Below are 15,507 nucleotides of genomic sequence, written 5' to 3' on the forward strand. Positions count from 1 at the left end.
CCGAGGCTCCACGCCGGCGAGGGAAAGCCGCATCAGGTCGCCGCCGAAGCTTGAGTGACGTGCTCCACGCCGACGAGAGAGAGCCGCACCGTCTGTGTCCCGGCCCGGCCGCGGAGATCCCGGAACGTTCGCCTGGAAGCTGAAAGTTACATCGCTTCCGGCGGGTGCGGCGCCGTCCCCTTGCTCGCCACCTGCCCGCCGTCCCCCCGCCTCGCCGCCGCCGCGCCGTGCCGTTGACCGGCCCCTGCTTCGATCCTCATGCTGGCATCCGAGCCGCGCGGAAGGGCGAATCGATGAACGGACGCTGGGCTGTCTCCTGGGCCGTCGCCGCGCTGGTCGCCGCGGCCTTCATCATTCCGGCGGCGGCGAGCGCCTCCTCCGGAGGGCGACGGGGCGCGGCGAGCGTGGCCACAGATGCCCCGCCGCCGGGCTCGCCATCGCCGTCGCCGTCGTTGCTGTGGCCGTGCTACGACCCGAAGACCTACCCGCCGAGCAGCCCGCCGCTGACGCCGCCGACCGCCCCCGGCACGCCCGAGGCGGTACAGGTGATGATGAACTACGTGCGGCTGCGCTGGGGCGCCGCCACCGACCCGGACGGCCTCGCCTGTTACCAGGTGTACGAGGACCGTGACGGCACGAAGACCAAGGTCGCCACGTTCGGTCCCGACGTCACGGAGGGGACGTTCACCGTGAACTGGCCGCCGCTCGGCACGGCCTCGCGGGTCGCCTCCCTCTACGTCGTGGCCGTCGATCGGTGGGGGGCGGTCAGCCCGCCGTCGGGGACGATCAAGGTCACGATCTACAACGACGTCGTCCTGCCACCGACCCCGACCCCGACCCCGTCGCCGTCGGGCGCCTGTCACGTGACCTACGGCTCCCACGGCTGGTCCGGTGGCATGACCTCGTCGGTGTCGATCACGAACACCGGCTCGACCGCGATCACCGGCTGGCGGCTCACCTTCGTCTTCCCCGACCCTGGGCAGCGGGTGTCCTCCGGATGGGCGGCCGACTGGTCGCAGAGCGGTCCGACGGTGACGGCGACGGCGCTCGCGTGGAACCGGGAGATCGCCCCCGGTGGCGGCGTCACCATCGGCTTCAACGGCGCCAACCAGGGCCCCAACCCCGCTCCGGCGACCTTCCAGCTCAACGGCGCCACCTGCCGCTGAGGGCCGGACGTCAGGCGGCGGCCATGACCGCCGCCGGCCTTCGGGTGCGGCGCCAGGCCACCACTATCAGCCCGATCAGGCCGAACAGTGGGAGCGTGCCGATCGTCCAGCTCAGGGCGAGCGGCGGGCCGGGTTGCTCCAGCACGTTCAGGTGGCGCAGTTCGCCGACGCCTTCCCCGGCCGGACCCCGCACGGTGAACGTCAGCGTCCAGTCACCCGGCTCGGGCAGGCTCTGCACGTCCAACCCCCATACCTCGCGTTGACGCGGGTGCCGGACGAGCGCTCCGCTCTCCTCACCGGCGCCGCCGGGGGCCGTCACCGTGATCTCACCGGATTTCCCGGCGATCCCGTCGTCCGGTGTGAACAGCAGGTCCAGCGACTGCATCGCCCGCACCGGCCAGGCGCTGAAGCCGATGGTGATGCCGTACGGCCCGGCCTGGACCCGTTCGGTGTGGACGATGGGGATCGGCCCGGCCGCGGAGACCGGCAGGGCCGGGCCGAGCAGCAGACCGATCGTGCCCACCAGCGCCATCAACGCTTTACGCATGACTCGTCTCCTTCGGGGCGAGGACGCGCAGCATCTCGCCGAATCGGGCACCCAGGGATCCGGCCAGGGCACCGGCCACCGTTCCGGCGGCGGCCACGATGAGGACGTCAGAGACCTGCGGCGGCCCGCCCTGGTACACCCAGGCTTCCTGCAGCGGCACGGACGCCGCGATGACGGCACCGCCGATCGCGCCGGTCGGCCAGGCGGGACGCCTTCTCAGCACCTCGACGAGCACGCCGACGACGATCAGCACCATCGGGATCATCGCCGGGATCACCGGTACGCCCTCGGTGTCCTCACGCAGCGGCTGTCCGATCGCGTCGGCGTACACCCGGGCCGCCCACGGCGCGAACCACCAGAACGCCGCCTGCATGGCCGCGACCAGCGCGATGACGGCGATGGCGCCACCGCGCCGGTCGAGCACGTGCCCGCCCATCGTCACCAGCACCACGCATGTGAACGTGACGCCCACGGTCACACCGTCGACGGCGCCGAGCGGTAACGCCTCCAGACCGGCCACCGTCAGCACGCCGAACGCCACCAGGAAGGCCGTGCCGGCCACCGTGCCGACCACGCCCCAGCGGTGCCGGCGCGCGGCCGCGAAGACCATCACCGCGCCGACCATCGTCACCGTGATCGACAGGAACAGGCCGACGTGCGGAGGAGACGCGAGCATCGCGTCGAAGCCGTACAGGCCATGCCACCACTGGTCCCACAGCCCGTACAACAGGAACGACGCCGCGCCCGAGCCGGAGATCAGGTAGCCGACCGGGGCGGCGATGGCACCGCCGAACACGCCGACCACCCGGCCGCCCACGGTCGGGTCGATCGGGTGCCCCCGGCGACGCCCGGCCGTGGTGGCCAGCACGACCGCCAGGCTCGCGAGCCCCGCGATCGCGCTGCCCGCGTACAGGAGCAGATGGGGAGCGGTGAAGAAGGTGTCAGGGCCGACATCGGTGTGCCATTGGACGTCCCAGACGAAGCCGGCGAGCGAGAGGAAGACACCGGCCAGGACCGCCGTCGCCGGGGCCAGGCCGTTCCTGGGCGAACGCGCCACCGTTGACGCTGTCGTTTCCATCATCCACCCCTGTCAGGTGAGTAGCAGAGAAAAGAGGGCCTTCTCGGTGCCGGCCAGCGAAACGGTCATCTCCCACTGGCCGGCCATCGGGATGTCGGTGTCCGGCACGCGGTACCGGCCCGGTCCGGTCCCGATCGCGGTGACGGGCGGGAGTGCGTGTCCCATGGCCGGCATGACGAGTTCGATCGTGACCGGGGTCATGGTGGCCGGTTCGCCGGTGCGGTCGACGATTTCGAGGCCGAACGTGTTCGCGCCCCGTTTCGGGTCGTCCACCGTCATCGTCACCTGGTGACGCGCGGTCCGCAGGGTGGTCACCATGGGTCCGGGGCCGATCGGCCACAGCAGCAGCGCGGCGCCTGCGAGGAGGATCGTGCCGGCCGCCCAGAGCACGGCTTTCATCCCCGTGGTCCTTCCGCCGCGGGCACGTCGACCACTGTCGGAACGGTGATCACCGAGTAGTCCCGCTCAGCCTGGACCCACGCCAGGTAGGTACCGGGCGACGGGAATGTGTAGGTGAACCGAATGTCCGGCCCGAATGTGGCGACGCTCTCGTCCGGCCTGTCGGGATATCCAGGGGACGACGGGAGCATCGCGTGCACATGCGCCCAGATCGGCGCGGTCACCGGGGTCTGGGTGTCATCCACGGGGCCAACGACGATCATGTGCCCGATCATGCCCAGCCATGGCTGCAGGGTCGGCGAGCCGAACGCGGCCATGATCGTGCTCGGTGTGCCGGCCGGTCGTACCGCCTTGGTCAGTTCGACGGGCGGTCGGCCCGCCCCGTCCGGTCCGGCGCTCTTCTCCAGCCTGGCGTTCCCCTGGTGCTCCGGGCTCGACGCGACCGCGCCGACCAGCGCCGACGACCGCAGGAGTTGCACGCCACCGCCCCGCCTGGCCAGTTCCCCGGCGACGGCGTACGCGCCGGGTTCCGAGGGGTTGAGACGGGCTCGATAGTCACCCGGCGCGACCCGGATCGGATGCAGATGCCTCATGCCCCCCGAAGGGGAGACGACCACCAGATGGATCAGGGCGTCGTTGTGCACCAGCAGATCGTCCACCGGCCGCCCGGAGGAGCCGTCGGTCAACCGGAGACGCAGGTCGGCGCCGTCCATGCCCACCGTCAGGTTCACCGGCGGGCGTGAGAAATCCGTCATGGACGTGCGCCGGTACGGGTGGCCGACGGTGTCGAACGTGGGATCCAGGTGCGTGCCGGGCGCGGGCGGCGACGGGATGGCCGGCGCGAGGGCCCCGGCGGTGATCGCCGTCGCCAGCGCCGCCACCACGCCGCCCGCCGAAACGAGCGCGAAGCCGATCCGGCCGAACACCGCCAGGCCGAGCGCCACGAACAGCAAGGCCCCCGCGGCGGTGAACCCGCCGTAAACGGCGTTCTCCCAGGGTGACGCCACGAGCGCCGGCACGACGAACGGGATCGTGGCCGCCTGGGCGCCGTCGTCGACCGCCAGTTCCCAGGGGCCCACCCGGTCCACCCGTAGTGTTCCTCGGTAGAACCCCGGGGTCACGCCGAGATCGACCTTCGTGGTGCTCACGGTCTCGCCGGCCGTGCTCGCCCTCAACTCCAGCCGGCCCGGGGGCGTCCCCGCGTGCGTCACCACGTCGACCCGGAGCGGGGCCGGTGGGCGGCCGGCCCGGCGGATGATCAGGGTCAGGTCCCGGTCCCCCAGCGTCTGGGCCACCTGGACGTCCGCCCCGGGCGTCGCACCGTCGGAGAAGGCGGGAGTGGCGCCGACGAGCACGATCCCGAACACCACCGCGACGACCGCGGGCAAGGCTCTCATGCGGGCAGCCGGCGCGGCTGGGGCTCCACGAACTCCCAGCCCATCGCCCGGCCGCCGGCCAGCAGTTCCTCGACCGTCGGGTCGCGGGTCGGGTGCGTCGGCATGCTCGGCGTCGTCGCCGGCTCCCCCAGGTCCTCGAAGAACTTCTCGAACCCCGCCGGGGTGACGACACAGAAGCCGCGGCCGCGCTTGGACCGCACGAAGATGGAGTGCGCGGTGCCCTGCGGGATCCAGACCGTGCAGCCGTGCGTCACCAGGTGCACGGTGTCGTTGACGAAGACCTCCCATTCGCCCTCGGTGATGTGGAACAGCTCGCTCTCGCCGGCGTGCCGGTGCACGGGCGCCTGCCAGCCGTACGGCACGTCGCACTGGAAGAACGACAGCACGCCGCGGGTGTCGGCGGCCTTGGCGCGGAAGGTGACGAGCCCGCCGGCGAACCATGTCGTGGTCCCGTCATCGGGGCCCAGCACGTAGCCGCCGGGGTCGGCGCCCGGGATCGGGGTGCCGCCGTGCGGTGCGGTGTAGTCGAAGGACATCGGTACCTCCCGTTACTCGGCCGGCCGGGGTACCCCGGCCTGGTCCAGGCAGGACTCGGTGGTGACCAGCACCGTGCGGACACCGGGCGTCTCCGGTGCGGTCCATACCGACTCCACGTCGGCCAGCGGGAGGGCCCGGGCGGCGATCGCGATCCCGCCGTGGTCGATCTCGTCCATCAGCGCCGGCAGTTCCTCCAGGTAGGCCCGGGTGGACACGGCGCCCTGGCCGTTGCCCTGGAGCCGGAAGTTCGCCGAGCGCAGTGCCACGGACGGCAGCTCGATGACCGGTCCGGCCACCGAGCCGATCTGGATCCAGTTCAGCTCGCGGCCCCGGTCCGCGCGGCCGAGCAGCAGCGACATGATCGCCGCGGCGGCCGGTACGCCCCACAGGTAGTCGATCACCAGGTCCACCTCGGCGGCCGCCTCGGCCAGCGCGGCGCCGGTGGCCTCGGCGGTGCCGGTGAGCGCGACCGTGGCGTCCGCGCCGATCCCCGGCAGCAGGGCGAGGCGGCCCGGGTCCCGTCCGGCGCCGACCACCCGCCCGGCACCCAGCCGTTTGGCGACCTGGATCGCCATCTGGCCGGCGTTGCCGGTGGCGCCCAAGACGAGCACCGACTGCCCGGGGCGGATCGGTACCCGGCGGCGCAGCGCGACCCAGGAGGACATGGCCGGGTTCATCGCGGCGGCGATCTTGACCACGTCCGCGCCCTCCGGCAGCGGGACGCACCGGCGGGCGTCGACCACGGTGCGGGTGGCCATCGGCCCGGTCAGCTCGTCGTCGGCGACGAAGTAGACCAGGCGGCCGTCCTCGAGCCGGCCGACGCCGTCCACGCCAGGGACCATCGGCAGCTTGCCGGTGCTGGTGTAGTGCCGGCCGGAGGCTCCGGTGCGCACCCTAGGGTGCAGCCCGACCGCGAGCACGTCCACGACCACCTGGTCCTCGTCGACGGGTGCGGGCAGGTCGAACGGCTCGTAGCGGGGCGGGTGGTCGAACGAGCCGACCACGGCGGCGTTGACTTCCATCGTCATCGTCCTCATTTCGGTGTCGGGCCTCATGGCCTTACGGGTGCAGGACCACCTTGATCGAGCCGGTGGACCGGTCGGCGGCCACCCGGAACGCCTCGGCCGCGTCCGCCAGCGGGAACCGGTGCGTGATGACGGTCTCCGCGATCTCCGGCTGGTCGGCCAGCATCGCGGCCACGTCGGCGAACTCGCGGCGGCCGTCGCGGTGGTCGTACGCCATGGCGTTGAGGTAGGCGAGCTCCTTGACCAGGCTCGCCGGGCCGGGGAACGAGGCGGCCCCGAAGTACACGCCGACCACCACGACGCGGCCGCCCGGCCGGGCCAGTTCGGCGCACCGGGCCAGCGCGGCTGGACTGCCGGCCGCGTCGATGACCACGTCGTACAGCCCGTGCGGGTGCCCGGCGCCCAGCTTCCCGGCGGCGCGCGCCTGGTGGTCGTACCGCGCCTCGACGTCGACCTCGAACCCCATCCGGCGGGCGGCCGCGGCGGCCAGCAGCCCGATGGATCCGCCGCCCACGACGGCGACGCGTTCCCCGGCGACCGGCCGGGCCCGCCGTACCCCGTGCCAGGCCACCGCGCCCGGCTCGACCAGGCACGCCTCCTCCACCGGCAGCCCGGCGGGCAGCGGGAGCAAGGTGAACTCCGGGACGACGATCTCCGAGGTCATCCCGCCGTCCCGGAAGATCCCGAGCACGCCGTGGCCCTCGGCGTCGCAGCGCTGGACGTCGCCGCGCTCGCACTCCGCGCAGCGGCCGCAGTAGATCGAGGGCTCGACCGCCCAGGCCCGGCCGTCCGGGGTGGTGCCGGCCATCTCGTGCCCGTAGGTGAAGCCGCCGAGCCCCATGGCGGCGAACGACACGTCGGTGCCGCAGATCCCGGCGGCGGCGACCCGCAACCGCACGCCCGGCCCGGACGGCCGGTCGACCGGGACGGCGCGGACCCCGGATTCGGTGCTCCTGACGGCGAGCATGGTTTCCCCCTCGATGGCGTAATCTAAGCGAACGGAGTTAACTTAGGCTAAGTGAACGTGGTTCGCTTAGCAAGAGAACGGATGCGCATGGATGACGCCACGCCGATCAGGGCCGGCACCGCAGCCTGGTGGCTGGCCCGGACCGAGAACGCCGACGACCGCCCACGGCGCCGGCGGATGCTGTCGCTCGACCTGATCGCCGACACCGCGCTGACCGTGCTGGACACCGAGGGCGCGGAGGCGCTGACCATGCGCCGTCTGGCCCAGCGGCTCAACTGCAGCCAGGCCGCGCTGTACCGGCACGTCACCAGCCGCGACGAGCTCGTGGTCCTGGCCATGGACCGGGCCATGGGGCTGGGCCTGGACCTGCCGCCGCCGGGCCTGGGCTGGCGGGAGACCTCGGAGTGGCAGGCGCACTCGTTCCGCGACTTCCTGCTCGCGCACCCAGGACTGGTCCCGTTCCTGCGCGGCACCGAACGACTCGGCCCGAACTCACTGAGCGGGATGGAGCTGTGGCTCGGGCAGTTCACGGCCATCGGGCTGAGCGTCCGGGAGGCGTACGCCACGGCGTCGGCGTTCGCCACGTTCGTGATCGGCTCGGTGCAGTTCACCCTGGGCGTGGACTCCACCAACCCGGACGAGCAACGGCTGCGCCGCCGGCTCTACGAGGGCCTGGACCCGCGGCGCCACCCCATCCTGACCGCGCACGCCGAGGAACTGTCCCAGGTGGGCAGCCCCGAGGAGTTCGCGTTCGGCCTGGCCGCGCTGCTGGACGCGGTCGCCGTCCGGATCTCCGGCTGACGAGAGGCGAAGACGTTGTCCAAGACCTGGTTCATCACCGGCACATCGAAAGGCTTCGGCCGCGAGTGGGCCACGGCCGCCCTCGAGCGGGGCGACCGCGTCGCCGCCACCGTGCGCGACCTCGACCACCTGCGTCCCCTCGCCGAGCGGTACGGCGAGGCCGTCCTGCCCCTGCGGCTCGACATCACCGACCGCGCCGCCGTGTTCGCCGCCGTGGCGCAGGCCGCCGGGCACTTCGGCGCACTGGACGTGGTGGTCAACAACGCCGGCTACGGCCACTTCGGCATGGTCGAGGAGCTGACCGAGGCCGAGATCCGCGCCGAGATGGAGACCAACTTCTTCGGCACGCTGTGGGTGACGCAGGCGGTCCTGCCCGTGCTGCGCGCCCAGGGTCACGGCCGGATCATCCAGGTCACCAGCGAGGGCGGCGTCCGGGCGTTCCCCGGCATCGGCGGCTACCACGCGTCGAAATGGGCGGTGGAGGGGCTGTCGGAGTCGCTCCGCAAGGAGGTCGCGCACTTCGGCATCGACGTCATCTGCCTGGAACCCGGCCCGTACTCGACCGGCTTCGGCGGCGACAGCGTCCGCACCAGCGCCGAGCACCCCGACTACGCCGAGGTCCGCACGGCCACCGCGATCACCTGGACCCTCGGCGACCCGAAGGCGACACGCGCCCCGATCCTGCAATTGGCCGACACCGACGACCCCCCGGCCCGGGCCTTCTTCGGCACGTCATTCGAACCGGTCGCCGCCGAATACGAGGAACGCCTCGCCACATGGCGCAAGTGGCAGCCACTCGCACTGTCCGCATTCCGCTGACCGCCCACCCCCGGCGGAGGAGCCGACCGCTCACTGCGCGTCGGCGACGTGTTCCTGAAGGTGGACGCCGATCAGGCGCGCATCGAAGTGGAGATCCAGGCGATGGCCCTGGCGCCGGTGCCGACCCCGAAGGTCCTGTGGCACAAGCCGCCGGTGCTCGCGATCGCCGCGGTCCCGGGGACGGCGCTCGGCCGCCTCGGCGAGCCGTCGACCGCGTCCCCGGCGGCGTGGGCCGCGGCGGGCGCCGCCATCCGGACGTTGCACGACGCGCCGTTACCGCCCTGGCTCGGCCAGGCCGGCCGGGGCCGCGAGGAGCTGGCGGCGGATCTCGACCGCGAGTGCGCGTGGCTCGTGACCAACGGCGTCCTGCCCGCCGACCTGGTCACCCGCAACCGCCAGGTCGCCGAGGCCGCGCTCCGGCCGTGGACTCCGGTGTTCACGCACGGCGACCTGCAGATCGCGCACGTGTTCGCCGACGGCGACCAGATCACGGGCATCATCGACTGGGCCGAGGTGACGCCCTGTTCGACCTCTCCATCTTGACGCTCGGGCACGAGGAGCACCTCGGCGACGTCGTCGCCGGTTACGGCACCGGCGTCGACCTCGACGTGATCCACGCGTGGTGGTCGTTGCGCAGCCTGCTGGCGGTCCGCTGGCTGGCCGAGCACGGCTTCGACCCGTTCGCGCCGGGCTGCGAGATCGACGTACTGAGGCGCTGATGTAGCCGGGCTAGCTCGGTCGTCGTGCCGGGGTGCAGGACCAGCGGCCGTCGTGCCAGCCGCAGGTCTGCTCGTAGCCGGAGCGGAACGACCCGAGCCAGGGGATGTCGTCCTCGTAGCGCGTGGGCGGCGGGGCCGGTGCGAAGTTCGCCGCGTCGTCGCCGCTGCCGCTCCCGTCGTAGCGTGCGACGGTCGGATAGGGGTAGACCGGCCGGGTCCGTACGACGTTGTCGTCCTGGCGCTTGGTGGCGACGAGCCGGTCGGGTGCGACGCCGTTCTCGACCCAGGCGAGGGTGGGGGTGAGCGCGTCGAACGCGTCCGGTCCCTGACCGCCACCGCAGTGGGCGACGCCCGGCAGCATGAACAGGCGGGCGAACCGCTGCGTGGCGTCCGTCCCGCCCATGCGCTCGGTGAGGGCGTGGTAGTAGGCGATCGTCCCGTACGGCGAGATCGCCTGGTCCGCCCAGCCGTGCCAGAGGAGGAGTTTCCCGCCCGCGGCGCGGAAGGCCGTCAGGTCGGGGTCGCTCGCGTCGTAGATGCCGGCCTGCCGGTTGATCTCGCGGAACGTCGCCGAGTCGTAGCGCAGGTCGCGCAGTGTCGCCGACGGCCGGGCGGACGGGTAGGCGAGGTACTTCAGCGCGCTCGTCGCGTTGCCCTCGGCCACGGCCGGGTCGCCGTTGGCGGTCGGGGTGACCCAGCGGGCCCAGTTCGCCTCCGAGCCCACGGGCTCGCCCCCCGGGTACATCCGCCGGCCCCGCTCGTCACGTGGCCCGTCGTACAGCTTGCGTACCGCACCGATCTGCGCGTCGGTGAGGCAGTCCGCGCTGTCGGTTCCCGTCGCGCAGCGCAGGCTCTGCGGATCGAACGTGCAGGCACGCGGGTCGTCGATCTGGCCGTCGGCCAGGCCGTCCCGTGCGTCGCACTCGCGCATGACAGCGGCGTGCAGCGCGGGAAGCTTGGCCGCGGTCATGATGGGCCGGCCCCGCGCGTCGGTGTTGGCCGTGGCGTGCCAGCCCGCGGACCACACGATGAGCGAGGTGAGCAGCGACGCCGGGGCGCCGGCGATGATGCCGTCGAAGTCATGCGGGTAGCGCTGCGCCTCGGTCATCCCCTCGTGGCCGCCCTGCGAGCAGCCGTCGAAGTAGGAGTAGCGCGGGCCTTGCCCGTAGTAGAGCGCGATGAGCCGCTTGGCGACGAGCGCGACGACGTGGTCGGACCGGTAGCCGAAGTCGACCCGGAGCTGCGGGTCGGCACCGAAGGTGCCGTCGAAGCCGGAGACGCCGACGTGCCCTCCGTTGCCGGTGGCTATGGCGAAGTCGCCGCGGGTCAGCGGCACGCACCCGTCCGACGCGTCGGCGAAGAAGTCGACGCTGCCGCAGAACGCCCCGCACCCGGTCTGCAGATACCGCTGCCGCCACGTCTTGGTGGGGAGGAGCACGTCGAACTGGATCTGCGGCGCAGCGGTTCCCTTGACTTCGCAGGCCGCCCAGCCGTCCGGCGAGATCATCTCGGTCGCGGACCCGATGACCGCCGGAGCGCCGGGCGTCCCCGACAGGTCCTGCCCGGCGAGGGCCGCGCAGTCGGTCTTCGGCAGTACCACGGGAGGGCCGGACGAAGAACCGCGCGCCTCGGCGGGCACCCCGGCCACGGCCGCACGGGACGCGGCCTGGCCACCGTCGGCCATCACGAGGACGGCGAGGAGGGCGAACACGACCGGCAGCGCCCGGACTCCAGCGGCGCGGCCGGCGCGACCCGGCGTCCGGCCCCGTACACGAGCGAGCAGTTCTTGCGTCATCGCCATGCCTGATCATGACGGAAGGCGGCGATCGGCGGCAATGGCTTTATCTCTTACTCCGCCACGAGGAGCCGGTAAGGCTCGAACCACCAGTCGCAGGATGGAGCGTCGCAGCGTGGCAACTCGGACTCGGGGTCTTCCACCACGGCCGGCCGGCGTGACCGGGCGCACCGCGGATCCTAATAAGGCAGGACGGGCTGGCGGACGCCTGCGCGCATGCCGAGGTAGGCGAGGACGCCCAGGGCCGCGCACATCACCCAGACGGCGCCGCCCACGTACTCGAACAGGGCCGTGCCAATGGTGGGGCCGAGGGCCCAGCCTGCTGCCTGGCAGGTGGAGAGCGCGCCTATGTAGCGGCTGCGGAGGATGGGGGCCGGGGCGGCCAGGGCCGGGTAGGCGCCGATGCTGGGAGCGCTGATGATCTCTCCCAGGGTCCAGACGACGGCTCCCAGGATGAAGATCCATGGGCCGAAGGGGAGGCCGAACAGGCTGAGGCCCACGCCCAGGAGGAGGCAGCCGGTGGCGACGGTGGTTCGCATGGGGAATCGCTGGATGAAGGGGGTCAGGGGGAGTTCCACGAGGATGACCAGCGCGCCGTTGATCGCCACCAGTGCGCCGTAGAGAGCTGTGGGGTAGCCGCGTGCCTGCACTTCGAGCGGTAGCGTCGAGTGGTACTGGGCCTCGGCGACGGCCGTGATGAACATGCCGGCGAGGAACAGCAGGTAGCGCCGGTCCCCCAGCAGGTCCTTGTAACGCGCGGTGTCCTTGAGGCGCGGGGCCTCGGCGGCCCGGTTCCCGGTGGTGGGGTGGTCGCTCGCGCGGCCGGGGGTCGCGGCCGGGATGACCAGCAGGACGATCAAGGCGAAGAGCAGGTCCACCATTGCGTTGACGAGGAAGACGACCTGGTAGGAGTACGCGGCGGCCAGCCATACGCCGAGCAGGGGGCCGATGGCGGCGCCGAGGTTGAGGCCGAAACGGCTGGCGGCCGAGGTCGTGACGAGGCGTTGTGGCGGGGTCAGGTCGGCGAGCATGGTCATGGCGGCGGGGCGGTACATCTGGCCGAAGGCGCCTGCGGCGAAGCTCACGGCCAGCAGCGGGACGAGCGCCGTCACGACGGTCAGGGAGGCGATGGCGAGGCTGCATAACAGCATCGACCAGATGATCACGGTTCGCGCGCCGTACTTTCCGGTGGCGCTGCCGCCGGCGAACGTTCCCACGATCGAGCCCACGCCGAAACCGGAGACGACGAAGCCCGCCTGCGCGGGGCTGTAGCCGAGGCCGGTGAGGTACAGGATCAGGAAGAGCGCGACGAAGCTTCCCATGCGGTTCAGCGCGATGCCGGACAGCAGGACGATGGCCGACCGCGGCAGTTCGCGCAGCGTGCGGATCACCCCCGCGGGGGCTTCGGCGGCGGGTGTCTGCGGCGGGTTGGTCATGGGCGACTCCACAAGCGCGGGTTGATCAAGGGTGGCTCCACATGCGCGGGTCGATCAAGGGGGACTCCACGAGCGCGGGTCGATCATGGAGGGCCGCACGGCGCGGCCCGGTCAGCGGGGCTCCACGTGCAGCGCAGTGCCGCCAGGCACCGGTCCAGTGCGGCGGAGACCTCCCCGCGGGTGGACGCGGTGACGGTGGCGAAGGCGACGCGGGCTTCCATGAGGTCCTTGTTCGGCAGCTGGACGACTTCGCCCGGGCCGACGAGGGGGACGGCGAGGTCCGTCTCCGGGGGAAGTGCCGACTCGTCGAAGGCGATCTCCTCTACGCGGGTCTCGGGCCACGGGGGGTAGGCGAACCTGATTCCGGCGCATGACGCGCGTACCGGTGTCAGGTCGGGGACGGCGCCGCAGGACACGGCGGCGAGGGCCAGGCCGGGGGCCACGCCGGAGGCGTTGCCGCACAGGTAGGAGATGAGGTCGCCGCCCAGCCGGCCGTTGATCTCGATGAGGTGCGGGCCCTTGTCGGTGAGTTTGAGTTCGGTGTGCGTGGCGCCGGTCGAGTAGCCGATGGCGGTGTGGACCTGGGTGAGGAACCTGGTGATCGCGGGGTCGGCCAGCAGCGGGTCGGACGCCTGTGTCCAGTGGCCGGTCTCCTCGAAGTACGGCGCGTAGCCCATCTCCTTGTGCGAGACGCAGATCGGCATGACCTGGCCGTTCCGCACGACCGAGTCGACGGCGATCTCCTGGCCGGTGAGGTACTCCTCGATCAGGACGGTGCGGTCCGGGGATCGCAGGCCGGCGGCCGGGAGGCGGTGCGCGGAGGGGAAGTGGCCGGCCAGCTCCTCGGCGTCGTGGATGAGCGCGACGGCTTGGCTCGCGACGCCTCCTCTCGGCTTGATGACGACGGGGTAGCCGAGCTTGTCGGCCACGGCGCACGCCTCGGTGAGGTCGGCCACCAGGACCGATCGGGGTTGTGGGACGCCGCGCGCGGCGAGGGCCGAGCGGGTGAGGTGTTTGTCGCGGCAGGCGCGCGCGGCGCCGGGACCGGGGCCCGGCAGGCCCGCGGCGGCCGCGGCGAGCGCGGTGTCGACGACGTGGTCCTCGGCCCATGTCATGATGCCGTCGACGCCGCCCTGTGCGACGATCTGCCGGACGGCGGCCGCGATGCCGTCCGGGGTCATGCCGGGGACGACGCTGACGCCGGTGACGTACGGCGTCTCCCATTCGGCCGGTCGGCCGATGACGATGTGGACGTCGTGGCGCTCACCGATGCCACGCAGCATGAACTCGCGGTACAGGCGGGGCCCTGTCCCGACGACGACCAGCCGCGTCATGCCGACCGCCTCGCGCCGACGCCGACGAACGCCATCAGTGCCGGGATCTCGGAGCGGTTGTGCCAGGCGTGCGGGGTCCCCTGCTGGACGACGCAGGCGCCGGGGGTGAGCCGCACCTCCGCACCGGAGTCGAGTTCGAGCCACAGCTCGCCTTCGACGCAGATGCCGTAGTCGAGGGTGTCGGTGGTGTGCATCCCCGAGGTGTCGCCGGGGTCGAAGACGTCGATCAGGCCGGGGAGGCGTTCCTGGACCTCCGCGTCGATCTCGGCCTGGTCGTTGGGGGACGGTGGTCCGGTGAGCGCGGACGCGGGCGGGAAGCGCACGAGCAGGAGCCGCGTGCCGCCGATTCCGGCGAAGAACGGCAGCGTGATCGGGCCGGGCGCCTTCGGGCCGACGGTCGCGCCGCCGTCGGGGGTGCCCCACATCAGGTACATCTCCTGGCCGAGGAGCGCGCGCGCCGTGATCGGCGGGACGAGCGTGTCGCGTACGACGACCGCCTTGCCGTCCGGGCCGTAGCCGGTCACGACCACGCGTGGGTCGATCGGCATCAGAGTCCCCCCAGTCCCCGCAGTCGCTTCAGCGTGTCCTCCTCGGCCGCGCGGAGTTCCGCGCACGCGGCGGCCACACGGGAGGCGTCCACCCGGCCGATCGCCTTGCCGATCATCAGCTGGTTCCTGATGTCCCTGCACCGGCCGACGAGGCCGGCGAGCGCCGGACCGGCGTCCGCGTACGCCGGTTGCCGCTTCGCGAACTCCCGCAGGCAGGCCCGTGACCCCTCGTACACCGAGAAGGCGTCGTACAGCAGGGCGATGGTGCGCGCCGGGGTGATCCACGGTGTCCCCAGCAGGTCAGCGACGCCGTCGAGCAGCGCGTAGGTGTCGTCGTAGGTCCGCAGGACCTCGGTGAACGCCGCCGACGACCCGGCCGCCGCGGCGGCGGCGTCGTACGGGCCGGTGGGGAACCAGCTGACGTGCCGCAGTTTGCCATTGTCGTACGCCGCGGCGACGACGTCCTCGGGATAGGCGTACCGGCACAGCACGCTGGCCTGGTTGTCGTCGAGGATCGACCAGAGGCCGCCGGCGCGGGAGGTGAGGGTGATCGTGTGGACGACGTGCTCGGTGCGGTACTCGGGGGTGTGCGGGAGGTAGTAGACGTCGATGAACAGGATCACGTAGCCGGTGCGCTCGACGGTGTCGACGATGAGCTCGCGTGCCCGCGCGTAGGTGTCGAACGGCACGTACTCGCGGGTGATCCCGACGCGTGCGAGCGCGGCGGGGTCGAGGAGGTCGCTCTGGAAGTCGTACTTCGGCCGGCCCAGGCGGATGACCTGGCCGGCGATGTCGTCGCCGGCGACCAGGCAGTTGTAGAAGGTCAGCGGCAGGTCGGGGACACGCTCGGCGAGCATGACCATGGCCTGCCGCTGGTAGCAGTTGAGGAACGACCGGTCGTACAACTGCTGGTCGTAGGCGTGGACGACGTCCTTCATG

The 15,507-nt window shown here is 72.2% G+C and carries 17 protein-coding genes; 5 read left to right on the forward strand and 12 right to left on the reverse strand.

Annotated features, from left to right (window positions below; translation table 11 throughout):
• The first annotated feature begins 293 nt into the window (after positions 1-293).
• The gene (locus NYZ98_RS24165) at positions 294-1,166 is read left to right on the forward strand and encodes a cellulose-binding domain-containing protein (RefSeq protein ID WP_262845291.1); all 873 of its coding nucleotides are present in this window, start codon (positions 294-296) and stop codon (positions 1,164-1,166) included.
• A 10-nt stretch (positions 1,167-1,176) separates the two neighbouring features.
• On the opposite strand, the gene NYZ98_RS24170 is transcribed toward NYZ98_RS24165, so the two are convergent.
• The 7 genes from NYZ98_RS24170 to NYZ98_RS24200 are packed head-to-tail and all read right to left on the reverse strand — an operon-like array spanning position 1,177 to position 7,116.
• The gene (locus NYZ98_RS24170; RefSeq protein ID WP_262845293.1) at positions 1,177-1,713 is read right to left on the reverse strand and encodes a hypothetical protein; all 537 of its coding nucleotides are present in this window, start codon (positions 1,711-1,713) and stop codon (positions 1,177-1,179) included.
• Complete coding sequence (locus NYZ98_RS24175) at positions 1,706-2,770, reverse strand: hypothetical protein (RefSeq protein ID WP_262845295.1); 1,065 nt, start codon at positions 2,768-2,770, stop codon at positions 1,706-1,708. Before NYZ98_RS24175 ends, NYZ98_RS24170 begins: the two co-directional genes overlap by 8 nt.
• 33 nt (positions 2,771-2,803) lie before the next feature.
• A complete protein-coding gene (locus NYZ98_RS24180) occupies positions 2,804-3,190 on the reverse strand; it encodes a FixH family protein (protein ID WP_262845297.1) in 387 nt (128 codons plus the stop codon).
• On the reverse strand, positions 3,187-4,587 hold the full coding sequence (locus NYZ98_RS24185; protein WP_262845299.1) for a hypothetical protein: 1,401 nt from the start codon (positions 4,585-4,587) through the stop codon (positions 3,187-3,189). Before NYZ98_RS24185 ends, NYZ98_RS24180 begins: the two co-directional genes overlap by 4 nt.
• On the reverse strand, positions 4,584-5,123 hold the full coding sequence (locus NYZ98_RS24190) for a cupin domain-containing protein (protein ID WP_262845300.1): 540 nt from the start codon (positions 5,121-5,123) through the stop codon (positions 4,584-4,586). The genes NYZ98_RS24185 and NYZ98_RS24190 overlap by 4 nt, the downstream gene beginning before the upstream one ends.
• Positions 5,124-5,135: 12 nt before the next feature.
• Positions 5,136-6,152: a quinone oxidoreductase family protein gene (locus tag NYZ98_RS24195; RefSeq protein ID WP_262845302.1), complete on the reverse strand. Its 1,017-nt coding sequence runs from the start codon at positions 6,150-6,152 to the stop codon at positions 5,136-5,138.
• Positions 6,153-6,183: 31 nt separating this feature from the next.
• Positions 6,184-7,116 (reverse strand): zinc-dependent alcohol dehydrogenase, encoded by a 933-nt coding sequence (locus tag NYZ98_RS24200; RefSeq protein WP_262845304.1) that lies wholly within the window; start codon positions 7,114-7,116, stop codon positions 6,184-6,186.
• A gap of 87 nt (positions 7,117-7,203) precedes the next feature.
• On the opposite strand from NYZ98_RS24200, the gene NYZ98_RS24205 reads away from it, so the two are divergent.
• From NYZ98_RS24205 to NYZ98_RS24220, 4 genes are read left to right on the forward strand one after another with little or no spacing between them, the layout of a single operon-like run.
• Complete coding sequence (locus NYZ98_RS24205) at positions 7,204-7,917, forward strand: TetR/AcrR family transcriptional regulator (protein ID WP_262845306.1); 714 nt, start codon at positions 7,204-7,206, stop codon at positions 7,915-7,917.
• 15 nt (positions 7,918-7,932) lie between these two features.
• Positions 7,933-8,736, forward strand: a complete 804-nt coding sequence (locus NYZ98_RS24210; RefSeq protein WP_262845308.1) for an SDR family NAD(P)-dependent oxidoreductase — start codon at positions 7,933-7,935, stop codon at positions 8,734-8,736.
• Between the two features lie 48 nt (positions 8,737-8,784).
• Positions 8,785-9,279, forward strand: a complete 495-nt coding sequence (locus tag NYZ98_RS24215; protein ID WP_262845309.1) for an aminoglycoside phosphotransferase family protein — start codon at positions 8,785-8,787, stop codon at positions 9,277-9,279.
• Positions 9,276-9,455 (forward strand): hypothetical protein, encoded by a 180-nt coding sequence (locus NYZ98_RS24220; protein ID WP_262845311.1) that lies wholly within the window; start codon positions 9,276-9,278, stop codon positions 9,453-9,455. The genes NYZ98_RS24215 and NYZ98_RS24220 overlap by 4 nt, the downstream gene beginning before the upstream one ends.
• A gap of 10 nt (positions 9,456-9,465) precedes the next feature.
• On the opposite strand, the gene NYZ98_RS24225 is transcribed toward NYZ98_RS24220, so the two are convergent.
• The 5 genes from NYZ98_RS24225 to NYZ98_RS24245 all read right to left on the reverse strand — a co-directional run bounded on the left by NYZ98_RS24225 (position 9,466) and on the right by NYZ98_RS24245 (position 15,506).
• A complete protein-coding gene (locus tag NYZ98_RS24225) occupies positions 9,466-11,256 on the reverse strand; it encodes a tannase/feruloyl esterase family alpha/beta hydrolase (protein WP_262845312.1) in 1,791 nt (596 codons plus the stop codon).
• Positions 11,257-11,429: 173 nt separating this feature from the next.
• Positions 11,430-12,686, reverse strand: a complete 1,257-nt coding sequence (locus tag NYZ98_RS24230; protein WP_262845314.1) for an MFS transporter — start codon at positions 12,684-12,686, stop codon at positions 11,430-11,432.
• 83 nt (positions 12,687-12,769) lie between these two features.
• Positions 12,770-14,020, reverse strand: a complete 1,251-nt coding sequence (locus NYZ98_RS24235) for an ATP-grasp domain-containing protein (RefSeq protein ID WP_262845316.1) — start codon at positions 14,018-14,020, stop codon at positions 12,770-12,772.
• Positions 14,017-14,568 carry a cupin domain-containing protein gene (locus NYZ98_RS24240; RefSeq protein ID WP_262845317.1) on the reverse strand — a complete coding sequence of 184 codons (552 nt, stop codon included), beginning with the start codon at positions 14,566-14,568 and terminating at the stop codon, positions 14,017-14,019. Before NYZ98_RS24240 ends, NYZ98_RS24235 begins: the two co-directional genes overlap by 4 nt.
• A complete protein-coding gene (locus NYZ98_RS24245) occupies positions 14,568-15,506 on the reverse strand; it encodes a hypothetical protein (protein WP_262845319.1) in 939 nt (312 codons plus the stop codon). The genes NYZ98_RS24240 and NYZ98_RS24245 overlap by 1 nt, the downstream gene beginning before the upstream one ends.
• Position 15,507 lies beyond the last annotated feature (1 nt).

Source organism: Sphaerisporangium corydalis, from assembly GCF_025506355.1.
GTDB lineage: Bacteria > Actinomycetota > Actinomycetes > Streptosporangiales > Streptosporangiaceae > Sphaerisporangium > Sphaerisporangium corydalis.

Bases quoted from the DNA above. Each gene is read 5' to 3' on its own strand.
- NYZ98_RS24165 (WP_262845291.1), top strand. From the start codon at position 294: ATGAACGGACGCTGGGCTGTCTCCTGGGCCGTCGCCGCGCTGGTCGCC.
- NYZ98_RS24170 (WP_262845293.1), bottom strand. From the start codon at position 1,713: ATGCGTAAAGCGTTGATGGCGCTGGTGGGCACGATCGGTCTGCTGCTC.
- NYZ98_RS24180 (WP_262845297.1), bottom strand. From the start codon at position 3,190: ATGAAAGCCGTGCTCTGGGCGGCCGGCACGATCCTCCTCGCAGGCGCC.
- NYZ98_RS24185 (WP_262845299.1), bottom strand. From the start codon at position 4,587: ATGAGAGCCTTGCCCGCGGTCGTCGCGGTGGTGTTCGGGATCGTGCTC.
- NYZ98_RS24190 (WP_262845300.1), bottom strand. From the start codon at position 5,123: ATGTCCTTCGACTACACCGCACCGCACGGCGGCACCCCGATCCCGGGC.
- NYZ98_RS24195 (WP_262845302.1), bottom strand. From the start codon at position 6,152: ATGACGATGGAAGTCAACGCCGCCGTGGTCGGCTCGTTCGACCACCCG.
- NYZ98_RS24200 (WP_262845304.1), bottom strand. From the start codon at position 7,116: ATGCTCGCCGTCAGGAGCACCGAATCCGGGGTCCGCGCCGTCCCGGTC.
- NYZ98_RS24205 (WP_262845306.1), top strand. From the start codon at position 7,204: ATGGATGACGCCACGCCGATCAGGGCCGGCACCGCAGCCTGGTGGCTG.
- NYZ98_RS24225 (WP_262845312.1), bottom strand. From the start codon at position 11,256: ATGGCGATGACGCAAGAACTGCTCGCTCGTGTACGGGGCCGGACGCCG.
- NYZ98_RS24230 (WP_262845314.1), bottom strand. From the start codon at position 12,686: ATGACCAACCCGCCGCAGACACCCGCCGCCGAAGCCCCCGCGGGGGTG.
- NYZ98_RS24235 (WP_262845316.1), bottom strand. From the start codon at position 14,020: ATGACGCGGCTGGTCGTCGTCGGGACAGGGCCCCGCCTGTACCGCGAG.
- NYZ98_RS24240 (WP_262845317.1), bottom strand. From the start codon at position 14,568: ATGCCGATCGACCCACGCGTGGTCGTGACCGGCTACGGCCCGGACGGC.
- NYZ98_RS24245 (WP_262845319.1), bottom strand. From the start codon at position 15,506: ATGAAGGACGTCGTCCACGCCTACGACCAGCAGTTGTACGACCGGTCG.